Genomic DNA, 25,067 nt, shown 5'->3' on the forward strand with positions numbered 1-25,067 from the left:
CGAGTTCAGTTGTGGCAGAGAGCCTATGGGGCAGGATCACCGTCCGTCGGTGCTGAGCTCACAAGTGACTCGGCCACGAGCTCACGAATGTACCCGTAGTCGGGGTTGCCGACCTCCACTACGGGAGGAGAGAGCTCCAAGGTTGTGATTGGAAACTCCCGGGCGCTGCTTGCCAGCCCCGTGAAGAGGCCGAGCATTACAGCCGGAATATCTGTTGTCACCACTTGTGTACCGGCATCTGCAACGCTGCGGAATTTCGTGAGAATGTTGGCAGGTTCGAACTGCCGCAAAATCGCTTCCTGCACCTCTCGCTGGCGCAACATACGGTCGTAGTCATTAGAACCGTGACGCGCGCGTGCATACCAAAGAGCTTCCCAACCACTGAGCGTGCGCTCACCGACCTCAACCCACCCATCGACGTTGATTGGCTGACCAAACTCGTCTTCGTCACCACCAATTGGTTGCCGTTCGGTGACGTTGATCACTACGCCACCAAGCGCGTCGATGAGGTCGTCGAAACCTTCCATATCGATGAGAACGTAATAGTGCAGCTCGAGCCCGGTTACCCCAGCGACGGCATCGCGCATTGCTTCAACGCCCGGGGAACTCGCATGATTCTCTGCATCAGGATAAAGCTCGGGATTTTCCTCGCCATAGGTGTAAAGGTAGCTGATCAGGCATTCATCACCACAGTCATAACCAGAGGGAAAGTCTTGATAAAGCGGCGATCCTTCAACGAACGGAACCAACTCGAGGTTGCGCGGAACTCCGATCAAAGTAGTCTCGCCGGTCTCAGCGTCTACGCTAGCGACCGATATGCTGTCCGGGCGCAGGCCGACCCGGTCAGGGCCTGCATCCCCACCCAGCAGCAGAATGTTGTAGCGCCCGTCGGTCGGTTCTTCGTAATCTTGGCTACTAAACACTTCTGAAATAGTCGAGCGAGCAGAGTCGACTATGTTGACTGCCGCAACTGCTACCCCCGAGTACGCCACCAGGGCGACGAGCGCAAAGCCGACGACAAATGGTCGAGCACCCGCACTCGCTCGCTTGACGCGAGCTAGTCGCAGTGAATCCAATGCAAGCACGATCCACAGAATCACGTACGCCACGAGCACAATTTCAACGACCGCGAGCACCAGTGCGTTGGTGAATGTCGAGAGGAAGAGGTCGCGTGCACCCAAAAACAAGACAATGGCCAGAGCAATTATTGCCCAAAATACGGTCGTGACGACCACGGCGAAACGGCCGAGTCGACGGCTGCCGGCCAGTATCTGGGCAGATCCAGGTACAGCAACGTTGAGCACAACGAGCCACCAAGCCCGGCGGGTCATGACCGACGACGATGCGAGGTCCGGCGCCCGCAAAGAACTGGAGATACTCACAGCAGTTGTTGTAGTGCGGTGTTTTTCTCAGCCACCATCGCTTCGAGCCCACTGGCATATTCCTGCAGCTTCGTCGCCACAGCTGCATCCGTCGATCCGATAATTCGAAGCGCCAAAAGGCCGGCGTTTACTGCTCCACCTATCGAGACCGTTGCAACCGGTATTCCCGCGGGCATCTGCACGATAGACAATAGAGAATCGAGACCGTCGAGTTTCGCGAGGGGGACTGGGACCCCCACGACAGGAAGCGTGGTGACCGATGCCACCATGCCTGGAAGGTGGGCAGCGCCGCCCGCACCGGCAATGATCACGTGAACCCCGCGCGACGCCGCCTGACGGCCGAATGCGATCATTCGCTCAGGTGTGCGGTGCGCCGAAACGACCTCTACCTCGTAAACAACTTCGAACTCAGCGAGGATCTCTGCTGCGCCCTTCATTACGGACCAGTCAGAGTCAGATCCCATGACAATCGAGACGAGCGGTGAAGACATAAAAGGATCCTATCTGTCGGCTTTAGATGCGTGGTTCTCAACACACGGCGGGAACTCCCCCGCCTTGTGGCTAATCGAACTGCGCTGCAGCCGCGCGGGCGGCGCCGCGAACTTCATCGAGTGTGGAACCAGATGCCGTTACGTGGCCCACCTTGCGGCCCGGCCGCGATTGCTTCGAATAGTCGTGAATCTTCGCCGAGGGCGACGCTTCCGTGGCCGCGCCAATACGCTCGTGAAGCTCCTGGCCGACGGGCCCGCCCAGAATATTTACCATGACTGACCATGGTTCGCGCGTAGCCGTGGCGCCAAGAGGCAAGTCGAGCACAGCACGAAGGTGCTGCTCGAACTGGCTCGTCTGGCATCCATCGATGCTCCAATGGCCGGTGTTGTGCGGCCGCATCGCTAGTTCATTGATGACAATTCGGCCATCGGTAGTTTCGAAGAGTTCAACGGCCAAGACTCCCGTCACGTCGAGCCCCTCGGCAACAGTGCGTGCGATCGCGGCGGCCTCAGCAGAGAGCTCCGCGCTCACATCAGGCGCCGGAGCAACGACTTCAGCACAGACGCTGTCTCGCTGGATGCTCTCGACTACGGGCCACAACGCCACGGCTCCAGAGGGATTGCGTGCAATCGACTGCGCCAGTTCCCGGCTGAAATCAACGAGCTCTTCAATCAGGAGTTCGCCAGCGTCAAGCCAGTCTGCCGCGTCAGCCGCAACGCGCACGATTTTGACACCCTTGCCGTCGTAGCCGCCACGCGGAGTCTTGAGAACGCCGACACCGTTGTGCGCAGCCAGGAACGCCTCCACGTCTGCAACAGTCGCGACCTTCGCCCACGCCGGCATCGGAAGACCGAACTGCTCAAGCCGCTCTCGCATCTGCAGCTTGTCTTGAGCAAAGAGAAGCGCATGCGGGCCAGGCTGCACGGAGATACCCTCAGCCACCATCGCCGCCAAAACCTCCTGCGGAACGTGCTCGTGATCGAAAGTCACCACGTCTACTTGGCGCGCGAACTCCAGAACCTCATCAACCGAGTGGTAGTCACCTACGGCTGTTGCAGCCAAAGCAGCCGGAGATCCCTCGGCCTCTGCCAGCACTCGGATGTCAATCCCCAAGTTGATAGCGGGCGGGATCATCATGCGTGCGAGTTGGCCACCACCGATAACTCCGACTTTTACTGACATGAACTCTCCAGAGGTAGCCCTGATGGATTATCAGGATCGTGCAAGACTTCGCAGCTAGAATTTCACCGCTTCCTCTATCTTTGCTTATCTACCGGGCGGATCCGTGCGTTCACTCATCACTCAGCTCAGCCGCTTCGGCCTCGTCGGTGCCGTGGGAGTGGTTATCGACGTCACAATTTTCAATATTTTGAGAACCACTGTGCTCGCCCCCGAGGTACTGCATGAGGGGCCGATCATCGCAAAAGTCGCCTCAACTACAGTCGCAATACTGGCAAACTGGCTCGGCAACCGCTACTGGACTTTTCGCCGAACTACGCTTCAGCATCCGCTACACGAGGGCTTTAAATTCGCACTCGTGAGTGTCGGAGGCATCGTTATTGGCCTCAGTTGTCTCGTGGTGTCTCACTACGTTTTGGGCTATACCTCGTTGCTCGCTGACAACATCTCCAGCAACGTCATCGGTTTGGCTCTCGGCACCATCTTCAGATTCTGGGGCTATCGAACGTGGGTGTTCGCCGAGCAGGCTAACGCTCCCGCGAGCCTCGATGCACAAGGCCTAGCGGCGCCCCAACGCCCGATAACGCCAGCCGGACTCACGCCACTGCACCGGGTCCAAGCAATTTCTACCGTCGAGGATCGCACGCTGCGCGACGACTGAGGCTAACGCCTGCGGATCGATGTCGCGGTACTCACTCCATTCAGTGAGAACCAGCACCACATCCGCATCATGGGCAGCTTCGAGCGGCGTAGCGACGTAGTCAAGGCCGGGGCGGATGCGGCGCGACGTCTCGATCGCTTGAGGGTCGGTCGCGCGCACTAGCGCCCCCAACTCTGCCAGCCGAGCAGCAACGTCCAACGCGGGAGAGTCACGAACGTCATCGGATTCAGGTTTGAATGCCAAACCAAGAACCGCGACTCTCGCGCCCTCAATCGTGCCGCCAAGTACTTCGCGACACAGGTCGACCATGCGCTCACGACGCCGGAGGTTGATCGCGTCAACCTCGCCCAAGAAGTTGAGCGCGTCACCGGCACCCAGCTCGGAGGCCCGAGCCATAAATCCGCGGATGTCTTTCGGGAGGCATCCGCCACCGAAACCAAGGCCGGCATTGAGGAACCGGCGGCCGATTCGCTGATCGTAACCAATGGCATCCGCCAGTTGAGTGACGTCGGCACCGGTCACTTCAGCGACCTCGGCCATCGCGTTTATGAACGAAATCTTGGTCGCCAAGAACGCATTGGCCGCGACCTTGACGAGCTCGGCAGTCGCGAAGTCGGTCACGACCCGCGGGATCTCCTGGGCTAGCACCGAGCCGTAAACCTCGTCAAGAACGGCAACGGAATGCTCGTCACCCGGACGCACTCCATAGACGAGGCGGTCGGGGCTGATGGTGTCTTTGACGGCATAGCCTTCGCGCAAAAATTCGGGATTCCACGCCAAGTGAGCACCGGCAGCCTCAATTTGGGCTGCCAAACGCTCGGCGGTGCCCACGGGAACAGTCGACTTGCCGACAACGACGTCGCCGGGTGTCAGAAACGGCATGATTGCGTCGAAGGCGGCCTCCACGAAACGCAGATCCGCCGCGTTCGACCCCTCCTGCTGCGGCGTACCGACCGCGATGAAATGCACCGTGGCGCCCTGAGCGCGGCTGATGTCCGTGGTGAACGCGAGAGTTCCGGCCGACAGAGTCTCGGCGAGCAGTTCTGGCAATCCGGGTTCATAAAACGGTGCATGAGCTGAGGCCAACAAGTCGACCTTCGCCTGATCAATGTCTACGCCGACAACGTCGTGACCGAGTTTTGCGAGAGACGAGGCGTGGACGGCACCGAGGTAGCCGCAACCGATAACTGAAATCTTCACGCTGCGCACCCTATCTGATGAGGGTTGACAAAAAGTAGCGTGCCGATGCGAATGCCCGATGCGACCACGCAGTGGCTTAGATGTCTAGCGGGTACCCCACACGGTGGTCTCGTCAGACGGATGCGATTCATCGCGTTGGCGACGCATCGACACCACGTTCTGGTTGTTCTCCATGAGGTCGTGCAGGGCCGCTTGAGTGAGTGCCACCGAAGGGATGTCGCGCAGCACAACCGGGTGATCGTGGCCCGCATTGATCAGAAGATCACCGCTGCCGAACATCCGCTGAACCCACGACTGACGAACCGTGACGTCGTAGCCGCGGCTGTGCAGGAGCTCTTGACGCACGCGCACGAAGACTCCGCGCGAGAGCACTACACGGCGCGTGGTGATTGTGTAGTTTCGCGCTAACCAGGAAAAGAAGGGCAAGAACCAGACGACGACGATAAGCAACAGTCCTGCGGTGAGCAGGGCGAGGTTCTGCCAGTTCTCGGCAAAACTGCCGAAGAAGTAGCCAAGGGCACCAGCCGTCGCGATAAATACGATGCCGGGAAAGACCAGTGCCCGGGCGTGGGAGCGCACGCGAGCAACAATGGCTTCGCGCTGAACGCTCATCTCATGGGGCATAGTTCATTCATACCGCAGGTGAGTGACGTCGCCTGCCGCGACGTGCTGCAACTGACCGTTCGCATCGTCCTTGACGACGAGTTGCCCCTGATCGTCGACAGTCTCGGCCGTGCCAAAAATTCGATCGCCGCCGGGCAACTCAACCCTCACGCGGCGACCAATGGTCCCGCACTCCGCGCGCACCGCGGCAGCGATACCGCTGCGCACCGGGTCGAGACCGCCGGCCACGAATTGTTCTACAAGAGCGACCAGTTCTTTCAGGTAGCGGCTCAAGGCTTCATCGAAGTCGGGCTGAGCCCCCTCTAGCAACAACGAGGTCGATACGGATGTCGGCAATTCGTCACGCTCAATCGTGAGGTTCAGCCCTGCCCCCACAATCACTCCGGTGCCGCCCGCTACGAGTTCCGAAAGCAGCCCCGACACTTTCAAGCCCTCGATCTGAACGTCATTGGGCCACTTGAGGGTGACCGCGCGATCGTTCACGAGGGTTCGCACGGCGCGGGCCATTGCTAAGCCACCGATCAACGGCATCCATGACAGAGCTTCGATGGAGGCGTTGGCCGGCGCAACCAGCACCGACACCGCGAAAGTTTTGCCCGCAGGCGCTACCCATTCCCGCCCGAGCCGCCCGCGGCCGGCCGTCTGGTTGGCGGTGACGAGAGTGGACAAGTGCTGGGCTTCTCCTCGCGCTGCACGGGCAAGCAGCTCCTGATTAGTCGAGCCGACCTCCTCGAGGTGCTCAAGTAACGGTGCAGCGGCGGTACTCAGTGGCAAGTCCATCGCTTTAGCGTAGGGCCGCACGCAGGGCGGCACTGTGCTTTTGGTCTTTCCTCAATGAATTGGCCGTGAAACTTGTGGGTTCCGCCAACCACACAAGCACGGGATGGGTGGGTAAAGTGACACAGTGACCGAAGACAACTCGACTCCAGACATGTTCACGACCGCCGGCCGGATCGCCGATCTCAAGAACCGCTATCACGAAGCCGTGACCGCCAGCGGTGACGCGGCCATTGAAAAGCAGCACGCCAAGGGCAAGATGACCGCCCGCGAGCGAATTGAGCAGTTGCTCGACCACGGCTCGTTCGTAGAGCTCGACGAGTTCGTTCGACACCGCACCCACGCCTTCGGCATGGAGAAGAAGCGCCCTTACGGTGACGCTGTCGTTACCGGTGTCGGCACCATCCACGGTCGCCAGGTCGCTGTCTACGCGCAGGACTTCACCATTTTCGGTGGTTCGCTCGGCGAGGTCGCTGGCGAAAAGATCATCAAGGTCATGGATCATGCCATGAAGACGGGTGTTCCGATCATCGGCATGCTCGACTCCGGTGGAGCTCGCATTCAAGAGGGCGTTGTTGCTCTCGGCAAGTACGGCGAGATTTTCCGCCGCAACACTCAAGCGTCGGGTGTCATCCCGCAGATCTCGATCATCATGGGCCCGGCCGCTGGTGGCGCCGTCTACTCCCCAGCACTCACCGACTTCGTGATCATGGTCGACAAGACCAGCCAGATGTTCGTGACTGGCCCCGACGTCATCAAGACCGTTACCGGTGAAGATGTCGGCATGGAAGAGCTCGGTGGCGCTCTCACCCACAACAAGGTGTCGGGCGTTGCTCACTACTTGGCGAGCGATGAAGAGGATGCTCTCGACTACGCGCGCACCCTCGTCGGCTTCTTGCCCGACAACAACCTCTCGGATGCTCCCATCTACGAGAGCGAAGTTGAGTTGGAAATCACGGACGAGGATCGCAAGCTCAACGCGATCATTCCCGACAGCCCCAACCAGCCCTATGACGTGAAGACGATCATTGAGCACATCGTCGACAACGGCGACTTCCTTGAAACCCAGCCTCTCTTCGCCCCCAACATCGTGGTCGGTTTTGGCCGCGTTGAAGGTCGCTCGGTTGGCATCATCGCCAACCAGCCTCAGGCCATGGCCGGAACCCTCAACATCGAGGCCGGCGAAAAGGCTGCCCGTTTCGTTCGTTTCTGCGATTCGTTCAGCATCCCCATCCTCACTCTCGTCGACGTGCCCGGCTACCTGCCCGGAACCGACCAAGAGTGGACCGGCGTTATTCGCCGTGGCGCCAAGTTGCTCTACGCCTACGCTGAAGCGACCGTGCCGCTGGTGACCGTCATCACGCGCAAGGCCTACGGCGGGGCTTACATCGTCATGGGATCCAAGCAACTGGGTGCTGACCTCAACTACGCGTGGCCGACCGCCGAGATTGCCGTCATGGGTGGCCAGGGCGCCGTCAACATCCTGTACCGCGGTGAGATCAAGGCCGCCGAAGCCGCTGGTGAGGATGTCGCTGCCGTGCGCACGCGACTCGCCAACGAGTACACCTACAACGTTGCCAGCCCGTTCCTCGCCGCGGAGCGTGGCGAGCTCGACGGCGTTATCGAGCCCGCTGCCACTCGCGTGCAGGTCGTCAAGGCCCTGCGTGCACTGCGCACGAAGCGCGCGAGCATGCCGCCCAAGAAGCACGGAAACATTCCGCTGTGATCGGCGAACATGCTGCCGAGGAGCCGGCCGACATTCGGATCGTCTCCCGGAACGTCACGCCTGAAGAAGCGGCGGCCGTTACGGCTGTCGTGCGCGCCGCTCTGCTGGAATCGGCAGAGCTTGCGGGTGCGGATGATGTGGCTCCAGCCTCGGCATGGGCTCGCAGTCAGCGCCCGATTCGTGAACCGCTCACCCCGGGGCCCGGGGCGTGGAACGCGAGCGCTCGACGCTAAAACGGAACTTTTGCCCCGTGCATTGCGTAAAACCTGTGGTTTCGTAGTCGTACCCCAATTACGAGCAACGGAATTCGTTGAAAACCGCGAAAACCCAAGGAACTCCGCGGCTCAAGGGAAAAATTGTCCCCCGAGAGTCCCCCAAAGAACCGACTTTGTTAGTTGTTTGCGTAGTGCAGAATATTAAGTGCTAGGTGGATCTCCATAGGAGTTACACCGCCAAAGGTTGGCCGACTAGGGTAAGCGGGCCAATTCTTTGGGGGCGGATCAGGACGATATTCGGGTTATCGTCCTGATCCGGGTTCTAGCGAAGGGTCGGAGAAGTGCTTCTTATAGCCACTCCGGCCCTTCCGCCGTTAACGCGCCCTACGCTGCAGAACGCGCCACTCCTGCCCCAACGAACCCGCGCTCGTTTACAGGCGCGCGCAGAGCCGGTGAGCCGCCTTAGACGCTGACGGCATCCACTCGAGGGATCTCAAGCCAGATATCAACGACATCCTCTTCAAGAGAGTCTTGGCCGAGCGCGCTCGATTCGCCGTCGCCTGCGCTGTGCAAGCCCACGACCGTAATCGCGACATCCGAGCCCTCTGGCACCGTCCGAGCAATCACCTTGTCAGCGCTGGTCGACTGGATCGCCTGGGCAAGGCGGTTGAGCACCCGGTCGAGATCCTCGTCAGAGAGGTCATCGATACCGCCTTCATCGAGAAGAGTGACGGTTGCGCCACGGCGTCGCGCGATCATAACCTGATCACGGACAGCGTCGTTGAGGAGCTTGCGTCCACGAATCTCGTCACGAATGGCGCCTTCGAGGTTGAGACACTCGCGGCGTTCGGCGTCCGAGAGGTCACCATCTGTTTCACGAATACGTTCGAGCATTTCGAGCGCCATCGAGCTGGTCTGGTCGAGTCGGAACTGACGTTCGTGAACGTGCGCGTCTTGAGCAGCTTGCCAGTCAGTCGCTTCTTGCTCCGCCAAGATAAAGCGCTGTGCGTCTTTGGATGCCTTCGCCAAGCCACTGCTCAGCACGTGCGAAACGGCGACCCAGGATGCGCTGCCGACGATTCCGAGGCTGAACAACCCTGCCGGCCCTACCGGGCCCAGACTGAACGTATGCGCGACAAGGAATCCGATGCCGAGCCATGCGAAGGTATGACGCCCCCGCGTTGACGTGATCGTGAGCAGAGTGCCGCTGGCCGCGACGTACCACGTCGCGTAGCCCGTTCCCCCCTCGCGGGTGAAGTCGAGCTCGTTAGCGACCAACAGCGAGATGGCCACGACGGTAGCGAAGTTGAACGTCGCCATCCAGATGGGCATGCGCACAGGCCCCCACGGCAGCAAGCTCACGATAGTTGCGATGCCATAGAGCGCCATCGCAATGTAGATCGGTAGCGGCCGATCGGGGATATCAATCGTGTAGTTGGCTAAGACGATGTGGTACGCCGAGAAGAGCGCGGCCAAGCCCACAATCAGGTAGCGGGGAACTCCGATGTTCACTGTTCGCCCTCCGCTTCATCCGAGAGAGCGACAGCTTCATGCTCGTCGGGCTCGGTGAGCTCAGGAACCGCCGCCACAGGATCAACCAACGTAGAAATTTCGTCGCTCCTGTTGTTGTGGGGCCACTGAATGCAAATCTGCGTTCCCGCGCCGGGCACCGAGGCGATAGCCGTTCGCCCACCCGCGTTTGCCACGCGTTCCACGATCGATACGCGCACTCCGAGTCGCTCCTGTGGAACGTGATCGAGATCGAAACCGCCTCCGGTGTCGGTGATCAACACCTCAATACCGTTTCCCTCGAGACCGCGCACTTCAACGCTGCGCAGTACATCGGCGCCTCCCGCGTGCTGAAGGCTGTTCATCATCGCCTGCACGGCAGCGGAGTGGACGGCTTCGGCGGCGGCCGCCGGCAACGAACGCGCGCCAACGCTGCGCACAGCACACGTGAAGTTAGAAGCAAGCAGGTCAGCCGACGTGACAACCCGCTGCGCGAGATCGGTGGCTTGGATGGTGGAAATGTCATCCGGTGACGTTGCGGCGGCTTCGCGCAAGTGACCGATCGCGTTCCCGGCCATAACCGCCGCGAGGCGTTGCGCATCCGGTGAATACGCGCGCGCAGCCGAGATGAAGGTCGTGAGCACACTGTCGTGAACAATTGAGTCGACTTGCACGCGCTCGACCTCGGTGGCGTGCTGCCGCACCGCATTGCCGTAGCGCCGAAGTGCTGTCGCTTGAGCGTCATCCACGTTCGTTGCTGCTTGGCGCAGCATCGTCACGATGATCATGATGGCGCTACCCAAAATTAGGGCGTAGAAAGCTTCGAGCACAGCGAGCTGCCACGGCGCATCGCCACCAACCGGCAGGCTCCGCACCACGAGATAGACCAGCGGTGCAGCGAAGAGATAAATCGTCGCCGTGACACGGCTGAAGGCGATCGCGGCCATCGCCGTCGCGACCGTAATGAGGTAGTTCAGCCAGTGGATGCCGCTGAACACTTCGACGTCGGGAAGAACGGTGAACGGCCAGCTTACGAGAGCCAAGAAGTACACCACCGCGAAGGTTCCGTGCATTGCACGGACAGCGCGGTTCGCGAACGACGCCACAACCACCACGATCAGCAGCCCGAAGAGGGCCGGCACGAACGTCAGCAGCCACCACGGCTGCGCCTCGCCTGTTTGGCCGAGCAGCCACGGCAGGGTTTGCGCACCGAAAACGAGACCAATTACCGCGACAGAGCGCGAAATAACGCGCTCAACCTGTTTGCGGCTGATCGGATTTCGCGGCTGCTTTGCCGTGGGCGCCGGTCGCGCCGTCGTGAGGCTAGTGGCCATCGCCGCCTTCAGAATCCAATCCAGGAAGGATTCCGTCTTCAACGGCGCGACGCAAAAGGTCGACCTTGGTCGGAGCGGGGCGACCCACCTCGACGTACTTCACGCGGATGCGGTCGAGATATTCACGCGCGGTCGAGTAGCCGATACCCAGCTGCTGGGCGGCAAGCTTGAGCGGCAGCCCCGAAGCGTAGAGATGCAAGATTTCGCGTTCCCGGCGGCCGAGTTGAGCCTTGGAGAAGTCGCGGTCAGCGTCGATTGCCGTTGCCCACTCGAGGTTGTTGAGAACCTCACCGCGCGCAACCGTTGCGGCAGCGGCGAGCACGGTCTTCGTGGCGGATGACTTAGGAATAACACCAGCGGCTCCGGCGGCGAGCGCTTCACGCACGCTAGCCACGCGGTCAGCGATGCTGTGAACGAGCACGGCAGATCCCGTGGCTTGCACGTTCTTTACGTTGTCGGTGACGGTAGAGCCGTCGCCGAGCGAAAGGTCGAGAACAACAACGTCAACCTCACGGCCATTGAGGCCTTCGACGAGTTCTTTCACTGTGGCCGCGGCGAGCACAAAGTCGTAACCCTCATCGATGAAGGCGGCCTTGAGGCCCAGCCGCACCGATTCGTGATCGTCTACGACGGCAACGGTGATGTTCCGCTGAGCGCTCTCATTGGGCGTCTCGGTCCCGGATGATTCTGTCTGGGCCATGTGGCGTCCTCCTGAGTTTCTGTGCCCTATCGTAGCCGCGATAGAGCGCGATCATGCATGTTGGCTAGTCCAACACACGTGCTCACTTTCGCGTGAACGTTCCCACAGCTTCGACGTGATGAGTGTGCGGGAAGAGATCGAATGCGCGCACGCTCGAGAGCTCGTACCCGCGCTCAGCAAAGAAAGCAACATCGCGGGCAAACGCCACGGGATCGCACGCAACATAAACGACCTGGGCCGGATGCGCCCGAGAAACGAGATCGACTACCTCACGGCCAGCGCCCGAACGCGGCGGGTCGAGAATGATGGTGGCCTTATCAAGACGCGCGCGCTCGGTGGCGGTCGCTTCTTTCAAGTGCTGACGGAGCCAGTGATCGACGCGACCGGTCTCTGCGTGAGCACCAAGCCACTCCGACAGGTTCTGCGCGGCGTGGTCGGTAGCGGCCGACTCGGCCTCGACCGAGGTGATCTTGGTCGCGGGGCCAAACTTGTCGCCCACTGCCGCAGCGAAGAGGCCAACGCCACCATAGAGATCCAAGTTGGATGCCGCGGGGTCAAAAAGTTCGGGATTAATAGCGTCTTGCACGGCCGAGGTCAGCACTTGGGCGGCGCCATGGTGAACCTGCCAGAAACCGGAATCGAGCAGCGTGAATTCACGCTCCCCTACCGTTTCGGTGATGACCTGAGGCTTTTGCTTACCGATGATCAGGCGCACTCCCCCCGTGCTGGGGTTGAGAACGTCAACGCGGTCGAAACCGGTGAAGTTTTGATCGAGCGGTGCGCCAGCCGAAAGCTCAGGAGTCGCGAGCGGCAGGTCAGCGACTGAGATGACTCGGTGCGACCGGGCCGCGAACGGACCCACGTTTCCATGTTCGTCAACGTGCAGGCTGACGCGGGTGCGCCATCCGAGTCCCTGGCGTTCGTCGTCGCCGGGAACGGCTTCGACAACCGGCGCGAGCGTGACCTTGGCCATGCGCTCAAGAGACTCGCTGAGGATTTGAGCCTTGAGCTCGCGTTGGTGGCTGAGTTCTATGTGGCCGAATTCCGCGCCGCCGGCACGATTGTCGGGATCGCGATCAACACCTGCGGCCGCCCAGACGTGCTCTTGGCGGTGTTCACTCGGCGTCACAACTTTTACTGTCTCCGCACGCCAGAACGACTTCTTTTTGTCGTCGGTAATGCGCGCGAGCACCCGTTCTCCCGGGATCGCGTCGGAGACAAACACGACACGGCCGTCGTGCCGCGCCACACTGACACCCCCGTGCGCAATGTTGGTAACGTCTACTTCGATCATCTGGCCAAGCAATTCACCCATCCCTTGAGCATAGGAGCCTTTGTGCGCCTTTATCTTGCTTCGACCTCTCCCGCGCGCCTCGCAACACTGCGTGCCGCTGGCGTCGACCCCGTACTTTTGGCCTCCGGCGTTGACGAAGACGCTGTTGCCGCCGCAGCCCCCGGCCCCCTCGATGGCCCCGCCCTTGTTGAGTTGTTGGCGCGCGCCAAGGCCGAAGCGGTGGTTGGCGCGCTGGTCGCTGGCGCGCCGATCGATGGCTTCATTTTGGGTGGAGATTCCGCTTTTGAATTGGATGGCGAATTATTTGGAAAGCCGCATGAACCAGAGATTGCGCGGCAGCGGTGGCACGCGCAGCGCGGTCGCACGGGCGTGTTGCACTCCGGCCACTGGCTCATCGATCACCGCGGAGGCCGGGTTCGTGGCGCGACCGGTGCCGTCTCGAGCGCCAGCGTAAGTTTTGCAGCCAATATTTCGGATGCAGAAATCGACGCCTATGTCGCAACCGGCGAGCCCTTGAAAGTAGCCGGCTCATTCACGATTGATAGCCTCGGCGCTGCGTTCATCGAGAGCATCGAAGGCGACCCGCACGCTGTAGTGGGGCTCTCGGTTTCGTTGGTGCGCCAACTCATGCGGGAGTTCGAAGCTGAGTGGACCGATCTCTGGAACATCGATCGCCCGTCTCTGTAGGCATTCACAGTGCTTGTCCCAGATTTTTGTGCGCTTCAGCCCAAGGCTTCGGCCATCATCCCCATAAGCTAGGTCACTATGGCTCGTATTACGAAGGTACTCATCGCCAACCGCGGAGAGATCGCCGTTCGCGTTATCCGCGCGGCTAAAGACAGTGGCATCGGTTCAGTGGCGGTTTATGCCGACCAGGATCGGGATGCTCGGCACGTGAAGCTCGCCGATGAGGCATATGCCCTCGAGGGCTCCACGAGCGCTGAGACGTATCTCGTGATCGACAAGATTCTGTCGATCGCGCGCCGTTCCGGTGCCGACGCCATCCACCCGGGCTACGGCTTCCTCGCAGAGAACGCCGACTTCGCTCGTGCCGTCATCGAGGCTGGCATCATCTGGATCGGCCCGTCGCCCGAAGCGATTGAGAAGCTGGGCGACAAGGTTTCGGCTCGCCACATCGCCGAGAAGGTGGGCGCACCACTCGCCCCCGGAACCCTCAACCCCGTCTCGGGCGCGGAGGAAGTTCTCGACTTCGTTGATCTTCACGGTCTCCCGGTTGCCATCAAGGCAGCATTCGGCGGCGGCGGTCGCGGCCTCAAGGTTGCGCGCACTCGTGAAGAAATTCCTGAGCTGTTCGACTCCGCTACCCGCGAGGCTGTTGCAGCCTTCGGTCGCGGCGAGTGCTTCGTGGAGAAGTACCTCGACCAGCCTCGTCACGTCGAGACCCAGTGCCTCGCGGATGCTCACGGCAATGTCGTCGTGATTTCCACCCGCGACTGCTCACTGCAGCGTCGCCACCAGAAGCTTGTTGAAGAGGCACCGGCCCCGTTCCTCAGCGATGAGCAGAACAAAGCCTTGTACGAGTCCTCCAAGGCCATCCTGCGCGAAGTGGGTTACCTCGGTGCTGGCACCTGTGAGTTCCTCGTAGCCAAGGACGGCACGATTTCGTTCCTCGAAGTGAACACTCGCCTCCAGGTCGAGCACCCCGTCTCTGAAGAAGTGACGGGCATTGACCTCGTTCGCGAACAATTCCGCATCGCGGAAGGTGGAGTGCTCGACTACGACGACCCCACCCCGCGCGGCCACTCCTTTGAGTTCCGCATCAACGGTGAAGACGCTGGCCTGAACTTCATGCCCTCCCCCGGTCCCGTTCACGTTCTGCGCGTGCCCGGCGGCCCCGGCATCCGTGTCGACAGTGGTGTCACGACCGGCGACGAGATCAGCGGCGCCTTTGACTCTCTGCTCGCCAAGCTCATCGTTACCGGTTCCAGCCGCGAGGATGCTCTTGAGCGTTCGCGCCGCGCCCTCGACGAGTTCGAGGTTGCTGGCCTTCCCACGGTGCTTCCGTTCCACCGCAAGATCGTGCGCGATCCTGCTTTCACTAGCGACCCCTTCAGCGTGTACACGCGCTGGATCGAAACCGAGTTTGAGAACGACATCGAGCCCTGGACCGGATCTCTCGCCGATGAGACTCCCGTTGTCGCTCGCCACAATGTGGTCGTCGAGGTCAACGGCAAGCGCGTCGAAGTGAACCTGCCCTCCAAGCTCGTACCGAGCACGTCGACCGGTGCAACGCTCTCGGCCGCTCCCAAGCGTCGGGCAGCATCCAGCGTCAACACAATTACCGGTGACTCGGTCAAGGCACCGATGCAGGCGACGATCGTGAAGGTTGCGGTTGCCGAGGGCGACAAGGTCGTCAAGGGCGACCTCATCCTTGTTCTCGAAGCGATGAAGATGGAACAGCCGCTCGTCGCGCACAAGGACGGCGTCGTTGCATCGATCAACGCATCAGTCGGCCTAACGGTCTCGTCTGGCCACCTGCTCATGAACATCGCTGACTAGGGCGCGCAGCTCCACGCGCTGACAGCGTAAGAAAGGCCGCACATTCCGTTTCGCGACGGGCTGTGCGGCCTTTGCAGTTGGTGGACCCTAGGAGATTTGAACTCCTGACCTCCTCGATGCGAACGAGGCGCGCTACCAACTGCGCCAAGGGCCCGTACTGCTGAAGCAACAATATCACTCGCCAAATGTTGGCAACGACGAATCCGGCCGCACTCTGGGAGACGGATGCTGCCTTAGGGCAAGAGCCCCAGCTTTCGGGCGGACGAGACTGCCGTGAAGCGCGACGACGCATCGAGTTTCTTCATGGCACTGCCGAGGTACCCCTTGACCGTTTGCTCGGTGAGAGACAGCAGCGCCGCCGTGCGCGAATTGCTGTAACCGAGAGCGACGCACGAGAGCACGTCTGTCTCGCGGGGCGAAAGTTGCACGCTTCGATCGCGCGGCAACAGGTCGGGGTCGCCCACGCTAAGCGCGTCCGTGAGCCCTCGGCCGATGTCGTGCAACTTCTTCTTGACGTCGCGATCCGCGACTGTCGCCGCCAACTGGCGCAGCTGCGCAAATTGCTCCCGCACGTGCTCCTCCGCCACGGGCGACAATCCCCCGCCTGGATTCGACCGCAATGCCACCAGGCGACGCGTCACTTCATCCCGAATCGCGAGCTCGTTACCCAGCGCTGCAGCGATGGCGACCGCGGGCCTAGCCGCCGCAGTATCAGGCTCGACGAGGGAATGTGATCCGGCGTAGATCAGCCCGCGCAATGTGCCTCCGGCAATGATGGGGATTGCCAGCAGAGACACGACACCTTCACCCAAGACTGCGCTGTCGTAGTCGTGGGTGATGTCGCTCTCGCGCTCATAGTTGCGCGTAAAACGGGGACTGCGCTGAGCCATCGCTAAGCCACCGAGCCCGCGCTCTTTTCGCACCTTCAGGCCGTCGAGATTGCCCGTTCGCGCACCGCTGAAGGCGCTGACGGTCAGCTCAATACCCGACGTGAGCCCGCCAAAAGACAGGCTAAAGCCGGTGCTCGAGGCAATCTCTCGAGTGGCTTGCTGGATCAATTCGAAGTCACTTGGTTCAGACATCTGCGCCATTGCGGATTCCCAACTTTCGGGGGTATTACGACCTGTACGCCCCTCCGTAATCTGAGGCTAGCACGGGATTCTTTAGCCCCCGCAGGGAATCCACAGCTCACATTTCAAAGGAGAAATTGATGCCAGATGCCCCTTCGCTAGAACGAGTTTCGGCTCACACAGCGTCCGCTCGCTTACGTCAGCAGAGCGGTTCTTACGCCGAAACCTACGAGCATTCAACGCGTGCTCCCGACGACTTCTGGCTGCAGCAGGCCGGCCGCGTCGACTGGATTACGCCACCAACGCTGTCCTCCCCCAGACAAGCTGACCAGCCCGGCACCGATCACGGGTGCTGGTTTGCCGACGGAACCATGAACATGAGCGTCAACGTTCTCGACCGCCACGTCGCCGCGGGCCGAGGCGGCAACCCCGCACTCATCACCGACTCCGCTATGACCGGCGAGCAGAACGTGCTCACCTACGCCGAGCTCCTCGAGCGCGTGAGAAAGTTCGCCGGCGCCCTTCAGGAACTGGGTGTCGGCGCAGGCGATCGTGTCTTGATCTACCTGCCCATGATCTCCGAAGCAGTGGTCGCCATGCTGGCGTGCGCGCGCATCGGCGCCGTTCATTCGGTGGTATTCGGAGGCTTCGCCGCCAACGAACTCGCCGTTCGCATCAACGACGCCACTCCCTCGGTCATCGTGACCGCCACCGGAGGCCTCGAGCCCGCTCGCCACGTGGAATACCTGCCCATCGTTCATCAGGCGATTGGGCTCAGCAGTGGCAGCGTGCGCCATGTCATCGTCAAGGACCGCCCTCAGATCGCCGGCGATATCACCGAGTACGCCACGGGAGCTGCTAACGGCGGGTCTCTCGACGTCGCGTGGTTGGACTGGGATGCACTCGAGACGGGCGCTCTTCCCGCCGACGCTGTGGAGATGCGCTCTCAAGACCCGCTCTACATTCTCTACACCTCCGGAACTACCGGTAGCCCCAAGGGCGTCGTGCGCGACACAGGCGGTTACGCCGTCGCACTGCAGTGGGCCATGACCAATATCTACGCTGTGGGCCACGACAGCACGATTTTCACAGCGTCGGATGTCGGCTGGGTCGTTGGCCATTCCTTCATCGTTTACGGCCCCCTCCTCGCCGGCGCGGCGACGGTACTTTACGAGGGAAAGCCGATTGGCACCCCTGACGCGGGAGCGTTCTGGCGCATCATCCAGGAGCACAGCGTCGACGTGCTCTACACAGCGCCCACCGCGCTGCGCGCGATCCGCCGCGAAGATCCCACGCTCGATGAGCTGGAGAAATATGACACTTCGAGCCTGCAAGCGATCTACCTCGCCGGCGAGCGCCTCGATACCGAAACGTGGCACTGGGCAAACGACGGCATCCGTGTTCCCATCGTCGACCACTGGTGGCAGACCGAGACGGGGTGGCCCATTTGTGCCAACCCCCGCGGACTTCAGCAGCTCGAGTCGAAGGCAGGCTCAACGGGGGTGCCGATGCCCGGGTTCGTTCCCCGCATCCTCGACCGCGAAGGCAATGACGTCACAAAGCCAGGCACCGAGGGAAACATTGCGATCCAGTTGCCCCTCCCTCCCGGCGCTCTGATCGGGCTCTGGGGAAGCACGGAACGGTTCGAGAACTCCTACCTCACCGAGTTCCCCGGCTACTACGCCACCGGTGATGCCGGTTACTTCGACGATGACGGGTATCTCTTCGTGATGGGGCGCACCGATGACGTCATCAACGTGGCGGGGCACCGCCTGTCGACGGGGTCGTTCGAAGAAGTGATTTCGCAACATCCGGATGTCGCGGAATGCGCCGTTCTCGGACTTCACGACGAACTGAAGGGACAGCGAGCCGCGGCCTTCATCACGATGAAGCACGGCAGGGACCGTGACGAAGGCGCCCTCGCTATCGAGCTTGTAGCGCTCGTGCGCGAGGTGATTGGGCCCGTCGCCGCCTTCCGGGACGTCATGGTGGTCGAGCGACTGCCCAAGACCCGCTCGGGCAAAATCTTGCGCAAGACAATTCGCCAGATCTTCGACGGCGAAGACGTGCGCATTCCGCCGACCATCGAGGACGTCACAGTTTTGGACGCAATTTACACCGCTGCCGGCCGCACTCGCGCGCTCTAGTTCCCGAAGACGTACCCGCTTCATCCATCCCCCGTATCAACCATTTGTGGCAAGGAGGCCCCCAATGTCTGATGAAAGTTCCCCCACCCCAAAAGCCAGTTCCCCGCCCGGCGAGACCGCTACTGCGCCGCCGACGCGCACTGGGCTCGACTATCGAGCCGAGGAGAAGAATCCGACCTTTATTGAGCTCAAACGGCGCCACCGCTCGTTCGTGTTTCCCCTCACGGTCTTCTTTCTGGTCTGGTACTTCGCGTATGTGATCCTCGCGGCATATGCGCACGACTTCATGGCGACGCCGGTCTTCGGCGTAATTAATGTCGGACTGTTGCTCGGCTTTGGCCAATTCATTACGACGTTCATCATCACCATGACCTACGTCTCCTTCGCGAACCGCCGGCTTGATCCTCTCGCCGCCGAACTGCGAGCCGACCTCGAAGCCAAGGAGTCCGCAGCATGAATCTCTTCACGGTGAGCATGCTCGCGACGGCGGTTGATGCCGAGTCTCAGAGCAATCCGATTCTCAACATCTCGATCTTCATCGCGTTTGTCGGCATCACGCTCTTCATTGTCATCCGGGCCAGTCGCAACAACGCTTCGGCCGCCGATTACTACGCCGGCGGCCGGTCGTTCACGGGCCCCCAGAATGGTTTCGCCATTACCGGCGACTACCTCTCGGCGGCATCTTTCTTGGGTATCGTGGGAGCAATCGCGATCAACGGCTATGACGGGTTCTTGTACTCCATCGGCTTCTTGGTGGCCTGGCTCGTCGCTCTGCTCTTGGTCGCCGAACTCATGCGCAACACCGGCAAGTTCACGATGGCGGATGTTTTGTCCTTCCGCCTGAAGCAGCGTCCAGTAAGAATGGCGGCAGCACTCACGACGCTCGCGGTCTGCTTCTTCTATCTCCTGGCGCAGATGGCCGGAGCGGGTGGACTCGTTTCACTCCTCCTCGGCATCGACGACAAGGTCGGGCAATCGATCGTTGTCGCCATCGTGGGTGGTTTGATGATCCTCTACGTACTCATTGGTGGCATGAAGGGCACCACGTGGGTGCAGATCGTGAAAGCGTTCCTCTTGGTGGGCGCCGCCATCGCGATGGCAATTTGGGTACTCATCCTGAACGGCTTCGATCTGTCGCGCGTGCTGCAGAGTGCCGTAGACAACTCGGTGGCGACCCCCGCCGAGGCGATCTTGGCGCCGGGGCTCAAGTACGGCACGAACCCGCTCGACTTCATCTCGTTGTCGCTCGCTCTGGTGCTGGGCACGGCGGGCCTGCCTCACGTGCTGATGCGTTTCTACACGGTGCCCACGGCTAAAGAAGCTCGGCGCTCGGTCGTCTGGGCGATTTGGCTCATCGGCGGCTTCTACATCCTTACCCTCGTCTTGGGGTACGGAGCGGCAGCCCTGGTGGGTTCGGCAACGATTCTGGATGCACCGGGCGGAGTGAACTCGGCGGCGCCGCTCTTGGCGCTCGAGCTCGGAGGCCCCCTGTTGCTCGGGTTCGTTTCTGCGATCGCCTTTGCGACCATTCTCGCGGTGGTGGCGGGGCTCACGATCACGGCCGCGGCATCCTTCGCTCACGACATTTACTCCAACGTGATCAAGAAGGGCAAGGGCGACCCGGATGCCGAGGTCAAGATTGCGCGACGCACCGTTGTCGTGATCGGAGTTCTTGCCGTCGCGGGAGGCATTGGCGTTCAAGGCCAGAACATCGCGTTCCTCGTGGCTCTCGCTTTCGCCGTCGCGGCGAGTGCGAACCTGCCCACCATTCTGTATTCCCTCTACTGGAAGCGGTTCAACACCCGCGGCGCAGTGTGGAGCATGGTCGGCGGGCTCTCCGCAGCGATCTTGTTGATCGTGTTCTCGCCCGTGATGAGTGGCACCCCCACCTCGATGCTGGGCGAGGGTGTGGACTTCGCACTCTTCCCGCTTCAGAACCCTGGAATCGTTTCGATTCCGCTCGGGTTTGCTCTCGGCTGGTTGGGCACCGTGACTTCATCGCGCACGGAAGACCCCGATCTTGCCGCCGAGATGGACGTACGTTCTCTCACGGGTCACGGGGCGGAAGCGGCCACCGAACACTAGGGAGAACCACAACACGCTGGGGCGTAGCTCACGGACTAACCGCCGTGCGCTACGCCCCAGTGTTGTGTCCGGGATCGGTGCTGGCGGCTAGCTGCTAGCTAGCGCGGCGACGAGCGAGCGCGGCGTCGAGGTCGGGCGCGCGGCCGTCAACCTCAACAATGCCCATACCGGCAAAGCGACTGGGCGGGGATGCCGCGGCAGGTGCTTCGGCGGGCGCGGCAGGTTTGTTCTTAGCTTCGCGCGCAAGCTCTGCTTCTCGCGTTGCCGAGGCCATGGCGGCGGTGTTCGCGCGCAAGGCTTGTTCGGCGGATTCCGCCGCAGCCCGCAGCTCGCTGTCGATCTGCCCAGCGTGACGGGCAGCAGCGACTGCTGCTTCGGGAGCGTTGCTCCGAGTGAGGTACATCGGCTTGGGTACTGGCACGGGCGTCCAGCTGACTTTCGAGGTGACGTCTTCGACGGGAGCGTCTGACGACAGTACGACGCGACGACGGGGCGCTGCGGCGCGCGTTGCGGGAGCGCTCTCGTCGCGGCGGGCGCGCGAACGCTCAGCGAGGCGCGACAGCATTGCGGTGGCGCTGATTCCGGCCATGGTCGCTGCGGCGAGAATCAACCAGGTTCCGGAGGCAAGAGCTGCTCCAGCGGTGAAGATCATGACGACGTTGACCGTGACGACTGCGATGCTGGCGAGCAAGACAAGGGCGGTGAAAGCGCGGGTACGGCGAAGGCGACGGGCAGAGAGCGCGAGCGCTTCTTCTCGCGTCGGCGGGGTCACGGCGCGACCAACGGCAACGGGCCCTTGATTTACTTGCGCTTTGGCGAGTTCGGCGGCCTGACGCGCCACTGCTTCAGCGCGAACCTCATCCGGCACTTCCGATGTCTGCGCCAGCACGCGGATCGTCTGCTGCAGCCGAACGGCATTGCGCTCGGTGGCTAAGTACTCGCGATTCTTAAACCAGTTGGGAACCAGATACACCAACCACAGCGCCGCGGCGAGCGCGATCATGACGCCGCCGCCGATGCTGGTGAGTTCCATGGCTATACGGTACGAGCATCCGCACGCGACAGGCCGTCGGCACGCGGCAGTGATCTCAAAACTTGCTGAGAGTGTGCCTTCTACCGGCGGGGAAGGTTCATGGGTTGGGATGCCTTGAGGCGGTCCGCGGGCGGAATGTGGGCATCCTGTTCGGGGGCCTGCCCGGATTGCCAGCGACGGAAAACGCCCTGCGGAATTTCTTCCACGGTGAGCGCGAAGCAAAAGTGGTCGCGCCAGTCGCCGTCGATGTGGATGTAGCGGCGGCGGAGTTGCTCGTACCGAAAGCCGAGCTTCTCGACCACGCGCAGGCTCGGCTCGTTCTCCGGGCGTATGCAGATCTCCATGCGGTGGAGCCCGAGCTGAAAGAAGCAGTAGTCGGTGGCCAGCGCTACGGCCGTGGGCGTGAGCCCTTTGCCCGCGAAACGCTCCGACACCCAGTAACCAATGGATGCTGACGCCAGCGACCCATAGGTGATCGACGACACGTTGAGTTGCCCCGCAACCTCGCCGTCATACTCAATAACGAAGGGCAGCCCGGTGCCAGCACGGGACTGTTGCAGCAAGCCCCGGATGCTCGACTTCACGTCAAAGGACGCTGGGCCGACCGGGCTTGTGGCTTCCCACTTGCGGAGCCACCCCCGGTTATCGCGGAGTTCTTGTTCCAATGCCCGAGCATCACGAACCCGGATCGCGCGAATCGTGATGCTTCCCTCGCCGAGCGTCGGAATGCCGTACGCCACTGACTAGTCCAGGGTTGCGCTGAACTGCTGCAGCCACGGGCGCAGCTCGGGGCCCAAGTCGTCACGCTCTACGGCAAGCTGAACGATGGCCTTGATGTAGTCGAGACGGTCACCCGTGTCGTAACGGCGGCCGCGGAAGACGACACCGTAGACACCACCAGCGATGTCGCTTTCGGCCATCTCGAGCAGAGCATCCGTCAGCTGGATTTCGCCACCCTTGCCGGGATCGGTGCGCTCAAGAATCTCGAAGATTTCGGGGCGCAACACGTAACGGCCGATGATGGCGAGATTAGAAGGAGCAGTGCCCTGAGCGGGCTTTTCTATGAGGCCCGTGATGCGCACGACGTCATCATCGTCGGTCGCTTCAACCGTGGCGATGCCGTACATGTGGCTCTGGGCGGGGTCGACCTCCATGAGGGCGATAACGGTGGCATTGCGCGAAATCTGTTCATCGAGCATGCGTGACAGCAAAACATCGCGCTCGTCAATGAGGTCGTCGCCGAGCAATACAGCGAAGGGTTCTTGCCCGACGTGCATCTTGGCACGGAGCACAGCGTGGCCGAGACCGCGCGGGTCTCCCTGGCGCACGTAGTGCATGTCGGCGAGGTCGTTGGAGTATTCCACTTTGTGCAGGCGATCGGTGTCGCCTTTTTGCTCGAGAGTTGCTTCAAGCTCCGTCATGCGGTCGAAGTGATTTTCGAGAGCGTTCTTGTTTCGCCCCGTGATCATCAGCACGTCGGTAAGGCCAGCGTTCACCGCCTCTTCAACAACGTATTGGATGGCCGGTTTGTCGACCACCGGCAACATTTCTTTCGGCATTGCCTTTGTTGCCGGCAAGAATCGAGTGCCCAGACCTGCAGCAGGGATAACCGCTTTAGTAATCTTCGTAGCCATGGGGTACATGCTAGTGCGCCAGTCTCGTAGAATACTTGTATGACCGACGATGTCAGTCACGACAAACGTGCACTTAGGGCCGAATTACGCGAACGCCGACGCATCTGTACCGCTAAAGAGCGGGAAGAATTTAACACAGGCGTAACAGCGAACCTCATCGAACTTGCTCAGCGGCTCGGTTCCACCTCGATAGCCGCCTATCTGTCGACCACCGACGAACCCGAAACGCGTGGTTTTTTGCGCTGGGCGTGCGACCACGACATCACGGTGCTGCTGCCCATCTCGCGCGCTGACGGTCTGCTCGACTGGGCTCCGTACGACGGTGAAGAAGAAGACAAAGACCTCATCGGTATGCCCGCTCCGACGAGCGAAGTACTTGGCCCGATCGCTATCAACGACGTTGACCTCATTATTGTGCCGGCGGCATCCGTCGATCATTCCGGAATGCGCATGGGTTGGGGCCGCGGCTACTTCGACAAGACGCTTGGCTCGATGGAGACCAAGCCTCCCGTCTACGCCGTGATCTTCGACAACGAATATGTGGCAGAAGTGCCCACCGAAATTCATGACCAACCAGTGGATGGCATTGTTACCCCCTCAGGGATTGTCACCATCACCGAGCACAACTAAGGATCTCGTGCCTACCTACTCTTACCGCTGCACCGAGTGCGACAACGCTTTCGATATTCAGCAGTCGTTTACCGATGACTCGCTCACGGTCTGCCCCGCCTGCCAGGGCAAGCTGCGCAAGATTTTCTCCGCCGTCGGCGTCACGTTCAATGGCTCGGGCTTCTACCGCAATGACTCGCGCTCGACCACGAGCTCCACGGATTCGAGCTCTGGCTCGTCGAGTTCGAAGTCGTCGTCGAGCAAGGCATCCGGATCGGGTTCGAGCGATTCGGGGTCGTCGAGTTCGTCATCGACTGGCTCCTCATCCACGTCTGGATCGTCGACTTCGTCAGGCTCTTCTGCGACGAAGTCGGCGGCTTCAACTTCTGCTGCGGGCTAAAACACGTCATAGTTGACGTATCCCCCACAATTAGGAGCACTCATGCTTTCCGGTTTCAAAGAATTTATCCTGCGCGGCAACGTCATCGATTTGGCCGTCGCGGTCGTTATCGGTGCGGCCTTTTCGGCCGTAGTCACCACCATTGTTGAAGCGGTCTTCAACCCGCTCATCGGCGCCATCTTCAGCGCCGAGTCCCTCGCGACAGCGCTTCCTGTGGTACTCGGCTCCAGCGGCGCCACCATTTACTTCGGCGCGGTTCTCGCGGCGATTATCCAGTTCGTGCTCGTTGCCGCCGTGGTGTACTTCGCCATCGTTGCTCCGATGAACTACGCCACCAAGCTGGCGAACGCGCGCAAGCCTGCCGTCGTGGAGCCCGAAGCTGGCCCGACCGAAGCAGAACTGCTTCTCCAGATTCGCGACTTGCTCGCTAAGCAAAACAGCTAGCGAAACTGAGCTCTCACTCGAGCTACCCCGAA

Annotated in this window: 25 protein-coding genes, 1 tRNA gene and 1 pseudogene; 11 read left to right on the forward strand and 16 right to left on the reverse strand. The window is 61.2% G+C overall.

The genetic code is table 11. From position 1 onward, the window contains the following. Nucleotides 1-23: 23 nt before the first annotated feature. From ACWTV3_RS04410 to ACWTV3_RS04420, 3 genes are all read right to left on the reverse strand, one after another. Nucleotides 24-1,382, reverse strand: coding sequence for an LCP family protein (locus ACWTV3_RS04410; RefSeq protein ID WP_498477021.1), 1,359 nt, complete (start codon nucleotides 1,380-1,382; stop codon nucleotides 24-26). Then, nucleotides 1,379-1,873 carry a 5-(carboxyamino)imidazole ribonucleotide mutase gene (gene purE / locus ACWTV3_RS04415; protein ID WP_498477022.1) on the reverse strand — a complete coding sequence of 165 codons (495 nt, stop codon included), beginning with the start codon at nucleotides 1,871-1,873 and terminating at the stop codon, nucleotides 1,379-1,381. The genes ACWTV3_RS04410 and purE overlap by 4 nt, the downstream gene beginning before the upstream one ends. A gap of 70 nt (nucleotides 1,874-1,943) precedes the next feature. Next, the gene (locus ACWTV3_RS04420; protein WP_498477023.1) at nucleotides 1,944-3,056 is read right to left on the reverse strand and encodes a 5-(carboxyamino)imidazole ribonucleotide synthase; all 1,113 of its coding nucleotides are present in this window, start codon (nucleotides 3,054-3,056) and stop codon (nucleotides 1,944-1,946) included. A gap of 103 nt (nucleotides 3,057-3,159) precedes the next feature. Here ACWTV3_RS04420 and ACWTV3_RS04425 point away from each other — a divergent pair, with 103 nt between their 5' ends. Further along, on the forward strand, nucleotides 3,160-3,714 hold the full coding sequence (locus tag ACWTV3_RS04425) for a GtrA family protein (RefSeq protein ID WP_498477024.1): 555 nt from the start codon (nucleotides 3,160-3,162) through the stop codon (nucleotides 3,712-3,714). Here the strand turns inward: ACWTV3_RS04425 and ACWTV3_RS04430 are convergent. From ACWTV3_RS04430 to ACWTV3_RS04440, 3 genes are all read right to left on the reverse strand, one after another. Then, entirely contained in the window at nucleotides 3,613-4,914 is a 1,302-nt protein-coding gene (locus tag ACWTV3_RS04430; protein ID WP_498477025.1) for a UDP-glucose dehydrogenase family protein, read from the reverse strand. The genes ACWTV3_RS04425 and ACWTV3_RS04430 overlap by 102 nt on opposite strands. Nucleotides 4,915-4,998: 84 nt before the next feature. Next, on the reverse strand, nucleotides 4,999-5,538 hold the full coding sequence (locus ACWTV3_RS04435; RefSeq protein WP_498477026.1) for a PH domain-containing protein: 540 nt from the start codon (nucleotides 5,536-5,538) through the stop codon (nucleotides 4,999-5,001). Nucleotides 5,539-5,541: 3 nt separating this feature from the next. Further along, nucleotides 5,542-6,318, reverse strand: coding sequence for a biotin--[acetyl-CoA-carboxylase] ligase (locus tag ACWTV3_RS04440; RefSeq protein WP_498477027.1), 777 nt, complete (start codon nucleotides 6,316-6,318; stop codon nucleotides 5,542-5,544). A 151-nt stretch (nucleotides 6,319-6,469) separates the two neighbouring features. On the opposite strand from ACWTV3_RS04440, the gene ACWTV3_RS04445 reads away from it, so the two are divergent. Beyond that, on the forward strand, nucleotides 6,470-8,041 hold the full coding sequence (locus ACWTV3_RS04445) for an acyl-CoA carboxylase subunit beta (protein ID WP_498477937.1): 1,572 nt from the start codon (nucleotides 6,470-6,472) through the stop codon (nucleotides 8,039-8,041). Next, nucleotides 8,038-8,274 (forward strand): acyl-CoA carboxylase epsilon subunit, encoded by a 237-nt coding sequence (locus tag ACWTV3_RS04450; RefSeq protein ID WP_498477028.1) that lies wholly within the window; start codon nucleotides 8,038-8,040, stop codon nucleotides 8,272-8,274. Before ACWTV3_RS04445 ends, ACWTV3_RS04450 begins: the two co-directional genes overlap by 4 nt. A gap of 444 nt (nucleotides 8,275-8,718) precedes the next feature. Here ACWTV3_RS04450 and ACWTV3_RS04455 read toward each other — a convergent pair whose 3' ends face one another. The 4 genes from ACWTV3_RS04455 to ACWTV3_RS04470 form a co-directional block, all read right to left on the reverse strand. Continuing rightward, on the reverse strand, nucleotides 8,719-9,768 hold the full coding sequence (locus ACWTV3_RS04455) for a DUF8320 family protein (RefSeq protein ID WP_498477029.1): 1,050 nt from the start codon (nucleotides 9,766-9,768) through the stop codon (nucleotides 8,719-8,721). Continuing rightward, nucleotides 9,765-11,099, reverse strand: coding sequence for a sensor histidine kinase (locus ACWTV3_RS04460; RefSeq protein WP_498477030.1), 1,335 nt, complete (start codon nucleotides 11,097-11,099; stop codon nucleotides 9,765-9,767). Before ACWTV3_RS04460 ends, ACWTV3_RS04455 begins: the two co-directional genes overlap by 4 nt. Next, complete coding sequence (locus ACWTV3_RS04465) at nucleotides 11,089-11,799, reverse strand: response regulator transcription factor (protein ID WP_100388429.1); 711 nt, start codon at nucleotides 11,797-11,799, stop codon at nucleotides 11,089-11,091. Before ACWTV3_RS04465 ends, ACWTV3_RS04460 begins: the two co-directional genes overlap by 11 nt. An 82-nt stretch (nucleotides 11,800-11,881) precedes the next feature. Continuing rightward, nucleotides 11,882-13,114 carry a class I SAM-dependent RNA methyltransferase gene (locus tag ACWTV3_RS04470; protein WP_498477031.1) on the reverse strand — a complete coding sequence of 411 codons (1,233 nt, stop codon included), beginning with the start codon at nucleotides 13,112-13,114 and terminating at the stop codon, nucleotides 11,882-11,884. Between the two features lie 21 nt (nucleotides 13,115-13,135). Between ACWTV3_RS04470 and ACWTV3_RS04475 the strand changes: the two genes are divergently transcribed. Both ACWTV3_RS04475 and ACWTV3_RS04480 read left to right on the forward strand, forming a co-directional pair. Next, nucleotides 13,136-13,780, forward strand: coding sequence for a Maf family protein (locus tag ACWTV3_RS04475; protein ID WP_498477032.1), 645 nt, complete (start codon nucleotides 13,136-13,138; stop codon nucleotides 13,778-13,780). A 78-nt stretch (nucleotides 13,781-13,858) separates the two neighbouring features. Beyond that, nucleotides 13,859-15,613, forward strand: coding sequence for an acetyl/propionyl/methylcrotonyl-CoA carboxylase subunit alpha (locus tag ACWTV3_RS04480; RefSeq protein ID WP_498477033.1), 1,755 nt, complete (start codon nucleotides 13,859-13,861; stop codon nucleotides 15,611-15,613). Between the two features lie 78 nt (nucleotides 15,614-15,691). Here the strand turns inward: ACWTV3_RS04480 and ACWTV3_RS04485 are convergent. Both ACWTV3_RS04485 and ACWTV3_RS04490 read right to left on the reverse strand, forming a co-directional pair. Beyond that, nucleotides 15,692-15,767 (reverse strand) — tRNA-Ala (locus ACWTV3_RS04485). Nucleotides 15,768-15,846: 79 nt separating this feature from the next. Beyond that, nucleotides 15,847-16,695: a LuxR C-terminal-related transcriptional regulator gene (locus ACWTV3_RS04490; RefSeq protein ID WP_498477034.1), complete on the reverse strand. Its 849-nt coding sequence runs from the start codon at nucleotides 16,693-16,695 to the stop codon at nucleotides 15,847-15,849. Nucleotides 16,696-16,823: 128 nt separating this feature from the next. On the opposite strand from ACWTV3_RS04490, the gene ACWTV3_RS04495 reads away from it, so the two are divergent. The 3 genes from ACWTV3_RS04495 to ACWTV3_RS04505 all read left to right on the forward strand — a co-directional run bounded on the left by ACWTV3_RS04495 (nucleotide 16,824) and on the right by ACWTV3_RS04505 (nucleotide 20,915). Further along, nucleotides 16,824-18,830 (forward strand): AMP-binding protein, encoded by a 2,007-nt coding sequence (locus ACWTV3_RS04495; RefSeq protein WP_498477035.1) that lies wholly within the window; start codon nucleotides 16,824-16,826, stop codon nucleotides 18,828-18,830. A 64-nt stretch (nucleotides 18,831-18,894) separates the two neighbouring features. After that, nucleotides 18,895-19,287: a DUF485 domain-containing protein gene (locus ACWTV3_RS04500; RefSeq protein WP_498477036.1), complete on the forward strand. Its 393-nt coding sequence runs from the start codon at nucleotides 18,895-18,897 to the stop codon at nucleotides 19,285-19,287. Then, a complete protein-coding gene (locus ACWTV3_RS04505) occupies nucleotides 19,284-20,915 on the forward strand; it encodes a monocarboxylic acid transporter (RefSeq protein WP_341619400.1) in 1,632 nt (543 codons plus the stop codon). The genes ACWTV3_RS04500 and ACWTV3_RS04505 overlap by 4 nt, the downstream gene beginning before the upstream one ends. A 94-nt stretch (nucleotides 20,916-21,009) precedes the next feature. On the opposite strand, the gene ACWTV3_RS04510 is transcribed toward ACWTV3_RS04505, so the two are convergent. The 3 genes from ACWTV3_RS04510 to galU all read right to left on the reverse strand — a co-directional run bounded on the left by ACWTV3_RS04510 (nucleotide 21,010) and on the right by galU (nucleotide 23,582). Continuing rightward, entirely contained in the window at nucleotides 21,010-21,948 is a 939-nt protein-coding gene (locus ACWTV3_RS04510) for a hypothetical protein (RefSeq protein ID WP_498477037.1), read from the reverse strand. Between the two features lie 80 nt (nucleotides 21,949-22,028). Continuing rightward, nucleotides 22,029-22,688 (reverse strand): GNAT family N-acetyltransferase, encoded by a 660-nt coding sequence (locus ACWTV3_RS04515; protein ID WP_498477038.1) that lies wholly within the window; start codon nucleotides 22,686-22,688, stop codon nucleotides 22,029-22,031. Nucleotides 22,689-22,691: 3 nt separating this feature from the next. Then, on the reverse strand, nucleotides 22,692-23,582 hold the full coding sequence (gene galU / locus ACWTV3_RS04520) for a UTP--glucose-1-phosphate uridylyltransferase GalU (protein WP_498477039.1): 891 nt from the start codon (nucleotides 23,580-23,582) through the stop codon (nucleotides 22,692-22,694). Between the two features lie 39 nt (nucleotides 23,583-23,621). Between galU and ACWTV3_RS04525 the strand changes: the two genes are divergently transcribed. Then, nucleotides 23,622-24,212, forward strand: coding sequence for a 5-formyltetrahydrofolate cyclo-ligase (locus tag ACWTV3_RS04525; RefSeq protein WP_100388418.1), 591 nt, complete (start codon nucleotides 23,622-23,624; stop codon nucleotides 24,210-24,212). Further along, nucleotides 24,163-24,360: pseudogene (locus ACWTV3_RS04530) on the forward strand (FmdB family zinc ribbon protein); the annotation flags it as partial. The gene ACWTV3_RS04525 and the pseudogene ACWTV3_RS04530, both read left to right, overlap by 50 nt. 14 nt (nucleotides 24,361-24,374) lie before the next feature. On the opposite strand, the gene ACWTV3_RS04535 reads toward ACWTV3_RS04530, so the two are convergent. Then, complete coding sequence (locus tag ACWTV3_RS04535; protein WP_498477959.1) at nucleotides 24,375-24,521, reverse strand: hypothetical protein; 147 nt, start codon at nucleotides 24,519-24,521, stop codon at nucleotides 24,375-24,377. A gap of 112 nt (nucleotides 24,522-24,633) precedes the next feature. Here ACWTV3_RS04535 and mscL point away from each other — a divergent pair, with 112 nt between their 5' ends. Beyond that, on the forward strand, nucleotides 24,634-25,035 hold the full coding sequence (mscL, locus tag ACWTV3_RS04540; protein WP_498477040.1) for a large conductance mechanosensitive channel protein MscL: 402 nt from the start codon (nucleotides 24,634-24,636) through the stop codon (nucleotides 25,033-25,035). Nucleotides 25,036-25,067 lie beyond the last annotated feature (32 nt).

The organism is Salinibacterium sp. AL4.1 (assembly GCF_059767305.1).

Bases quoted from the DNA above. Each gene is read 5' to 3' on its own strand.
- purE (WP_498477022.1), bottom strand. From the start codon at position 1,873: ATGTCTTCACCGCTCGTCTCGATTGTCATGGGATCTGACTCTGACTGG.
- ACWTV3_RS04420 (WP_498477023.1), bottom strand. From the start codon at position 3,056: ATGTCAGTAAAAGTCGGAGTTATCGGTGGTGGCCAACTCGCACGCATG.
- ACWTV3_RS04435 (WP_498477026.1), bottom strand. From the start codon at position 5,538: ATGCCCCATGAGATGAGCGTTCAGCGCGAAGCCATTGTTGCTCGCGTG.
- ACWTV3_RS04440 (WP_498477027.1), bottom strand. From the start codon at position 6,318: ATGGACTTGCCACTGAGTACCGCCGCTGCACCGTTACTTGAGCACCTC.
- ACWTV3_RS04445 (WP_498477937.1), top strand. From the start codon at position 6,470: ATGTTCACGACCGCCGGCCGGATCGCCGATCTCAAGAACCGCTATCAC.
- ACWTV3_RS04460 (WP_498477030.1), bottom strand. From the start codon at position 11,099: ATGGCCACTAGCCTCACGACGGCGCGACCGGCGCCCACGGCAAAGCAG.
- ACWTV3_RS04465 (WP_100388429.1), bottom strand. From the start codon at position 11,799: ATGGCCCAGACAGAATCATCCGGGACCGAGACGCCCAATGAGAGCGCT.
- ACWTV3_RS04470 (WP_498477031.1), bottom strand. From the start codon at position 13,114: ATGGGTGAATTGCTTGGCCAGATGATCGAAGTAGACGTTACCAACATT.
- ACWTV3_RS04480 (WP_498477033.1), top strand. From the start codon at position 13,859: ATGGCTCGTATTACGAAGGTACTCATCGCCAACCGCGGAGAGATCGCC.
- ACWTV3_RS04490 (WP_498477034.1), bottom strand. From the start codon at position 16,695: ATGTCTGAACCAAGTGACTTCGAATTGATCCAGCAAGCCACTCGAGAG.
- ACWTV3_RS04495 (WP_498477035.1), top strand. From the start codon at position 16,824: ATGCCAGATGCCCCTTCGCTAGAACGAGTTTCGGCTCACACAGCGTCC.
- ACWTV3_RS04500 (WP_498477036.1), top strand. From the start codon at position 18,895: ATGTCTGATGAAAGTTCCCCCACCCCAAAAGCCAGTTCCCCGCCCGGC.
- ACWTV3_RS04505 (WP_341619400.1), top strand. From the start codon at position 19,284: ATGAATCTCTTCACGGTGAGCATGCTCGCGACGGCGGTTGATGCCGAG.
- ACWTV3_RS04510 (WP_498477037.1), bottom strand. From the start codon at position 21,948: ATGGAACTCACCAGCATCGGCGGCGGCGTCATGATCGCGCTCGCCGCG.
- galU (WP_498477039.1), bottom strand. From the start codon at position 23,582: ATGGCTACGAAGATTACTAAAGCGGTTATCCCTGCTGCAGGTCTGGGC.
- ACWTV3_RS04525 (WP_100388418.1), top strand. From the start codon at position 23,622: ATGACCGACGATGTCAGTCACGACAAACGTGCACTTAGGGCCGAATTA.
- mscL (WP_498477040.1), top strand. From the start codon at position 24,634: ATGCTTTCCGGTTTCAAAGAATTTATCCTGCGCGGCAACGTCATCGAT.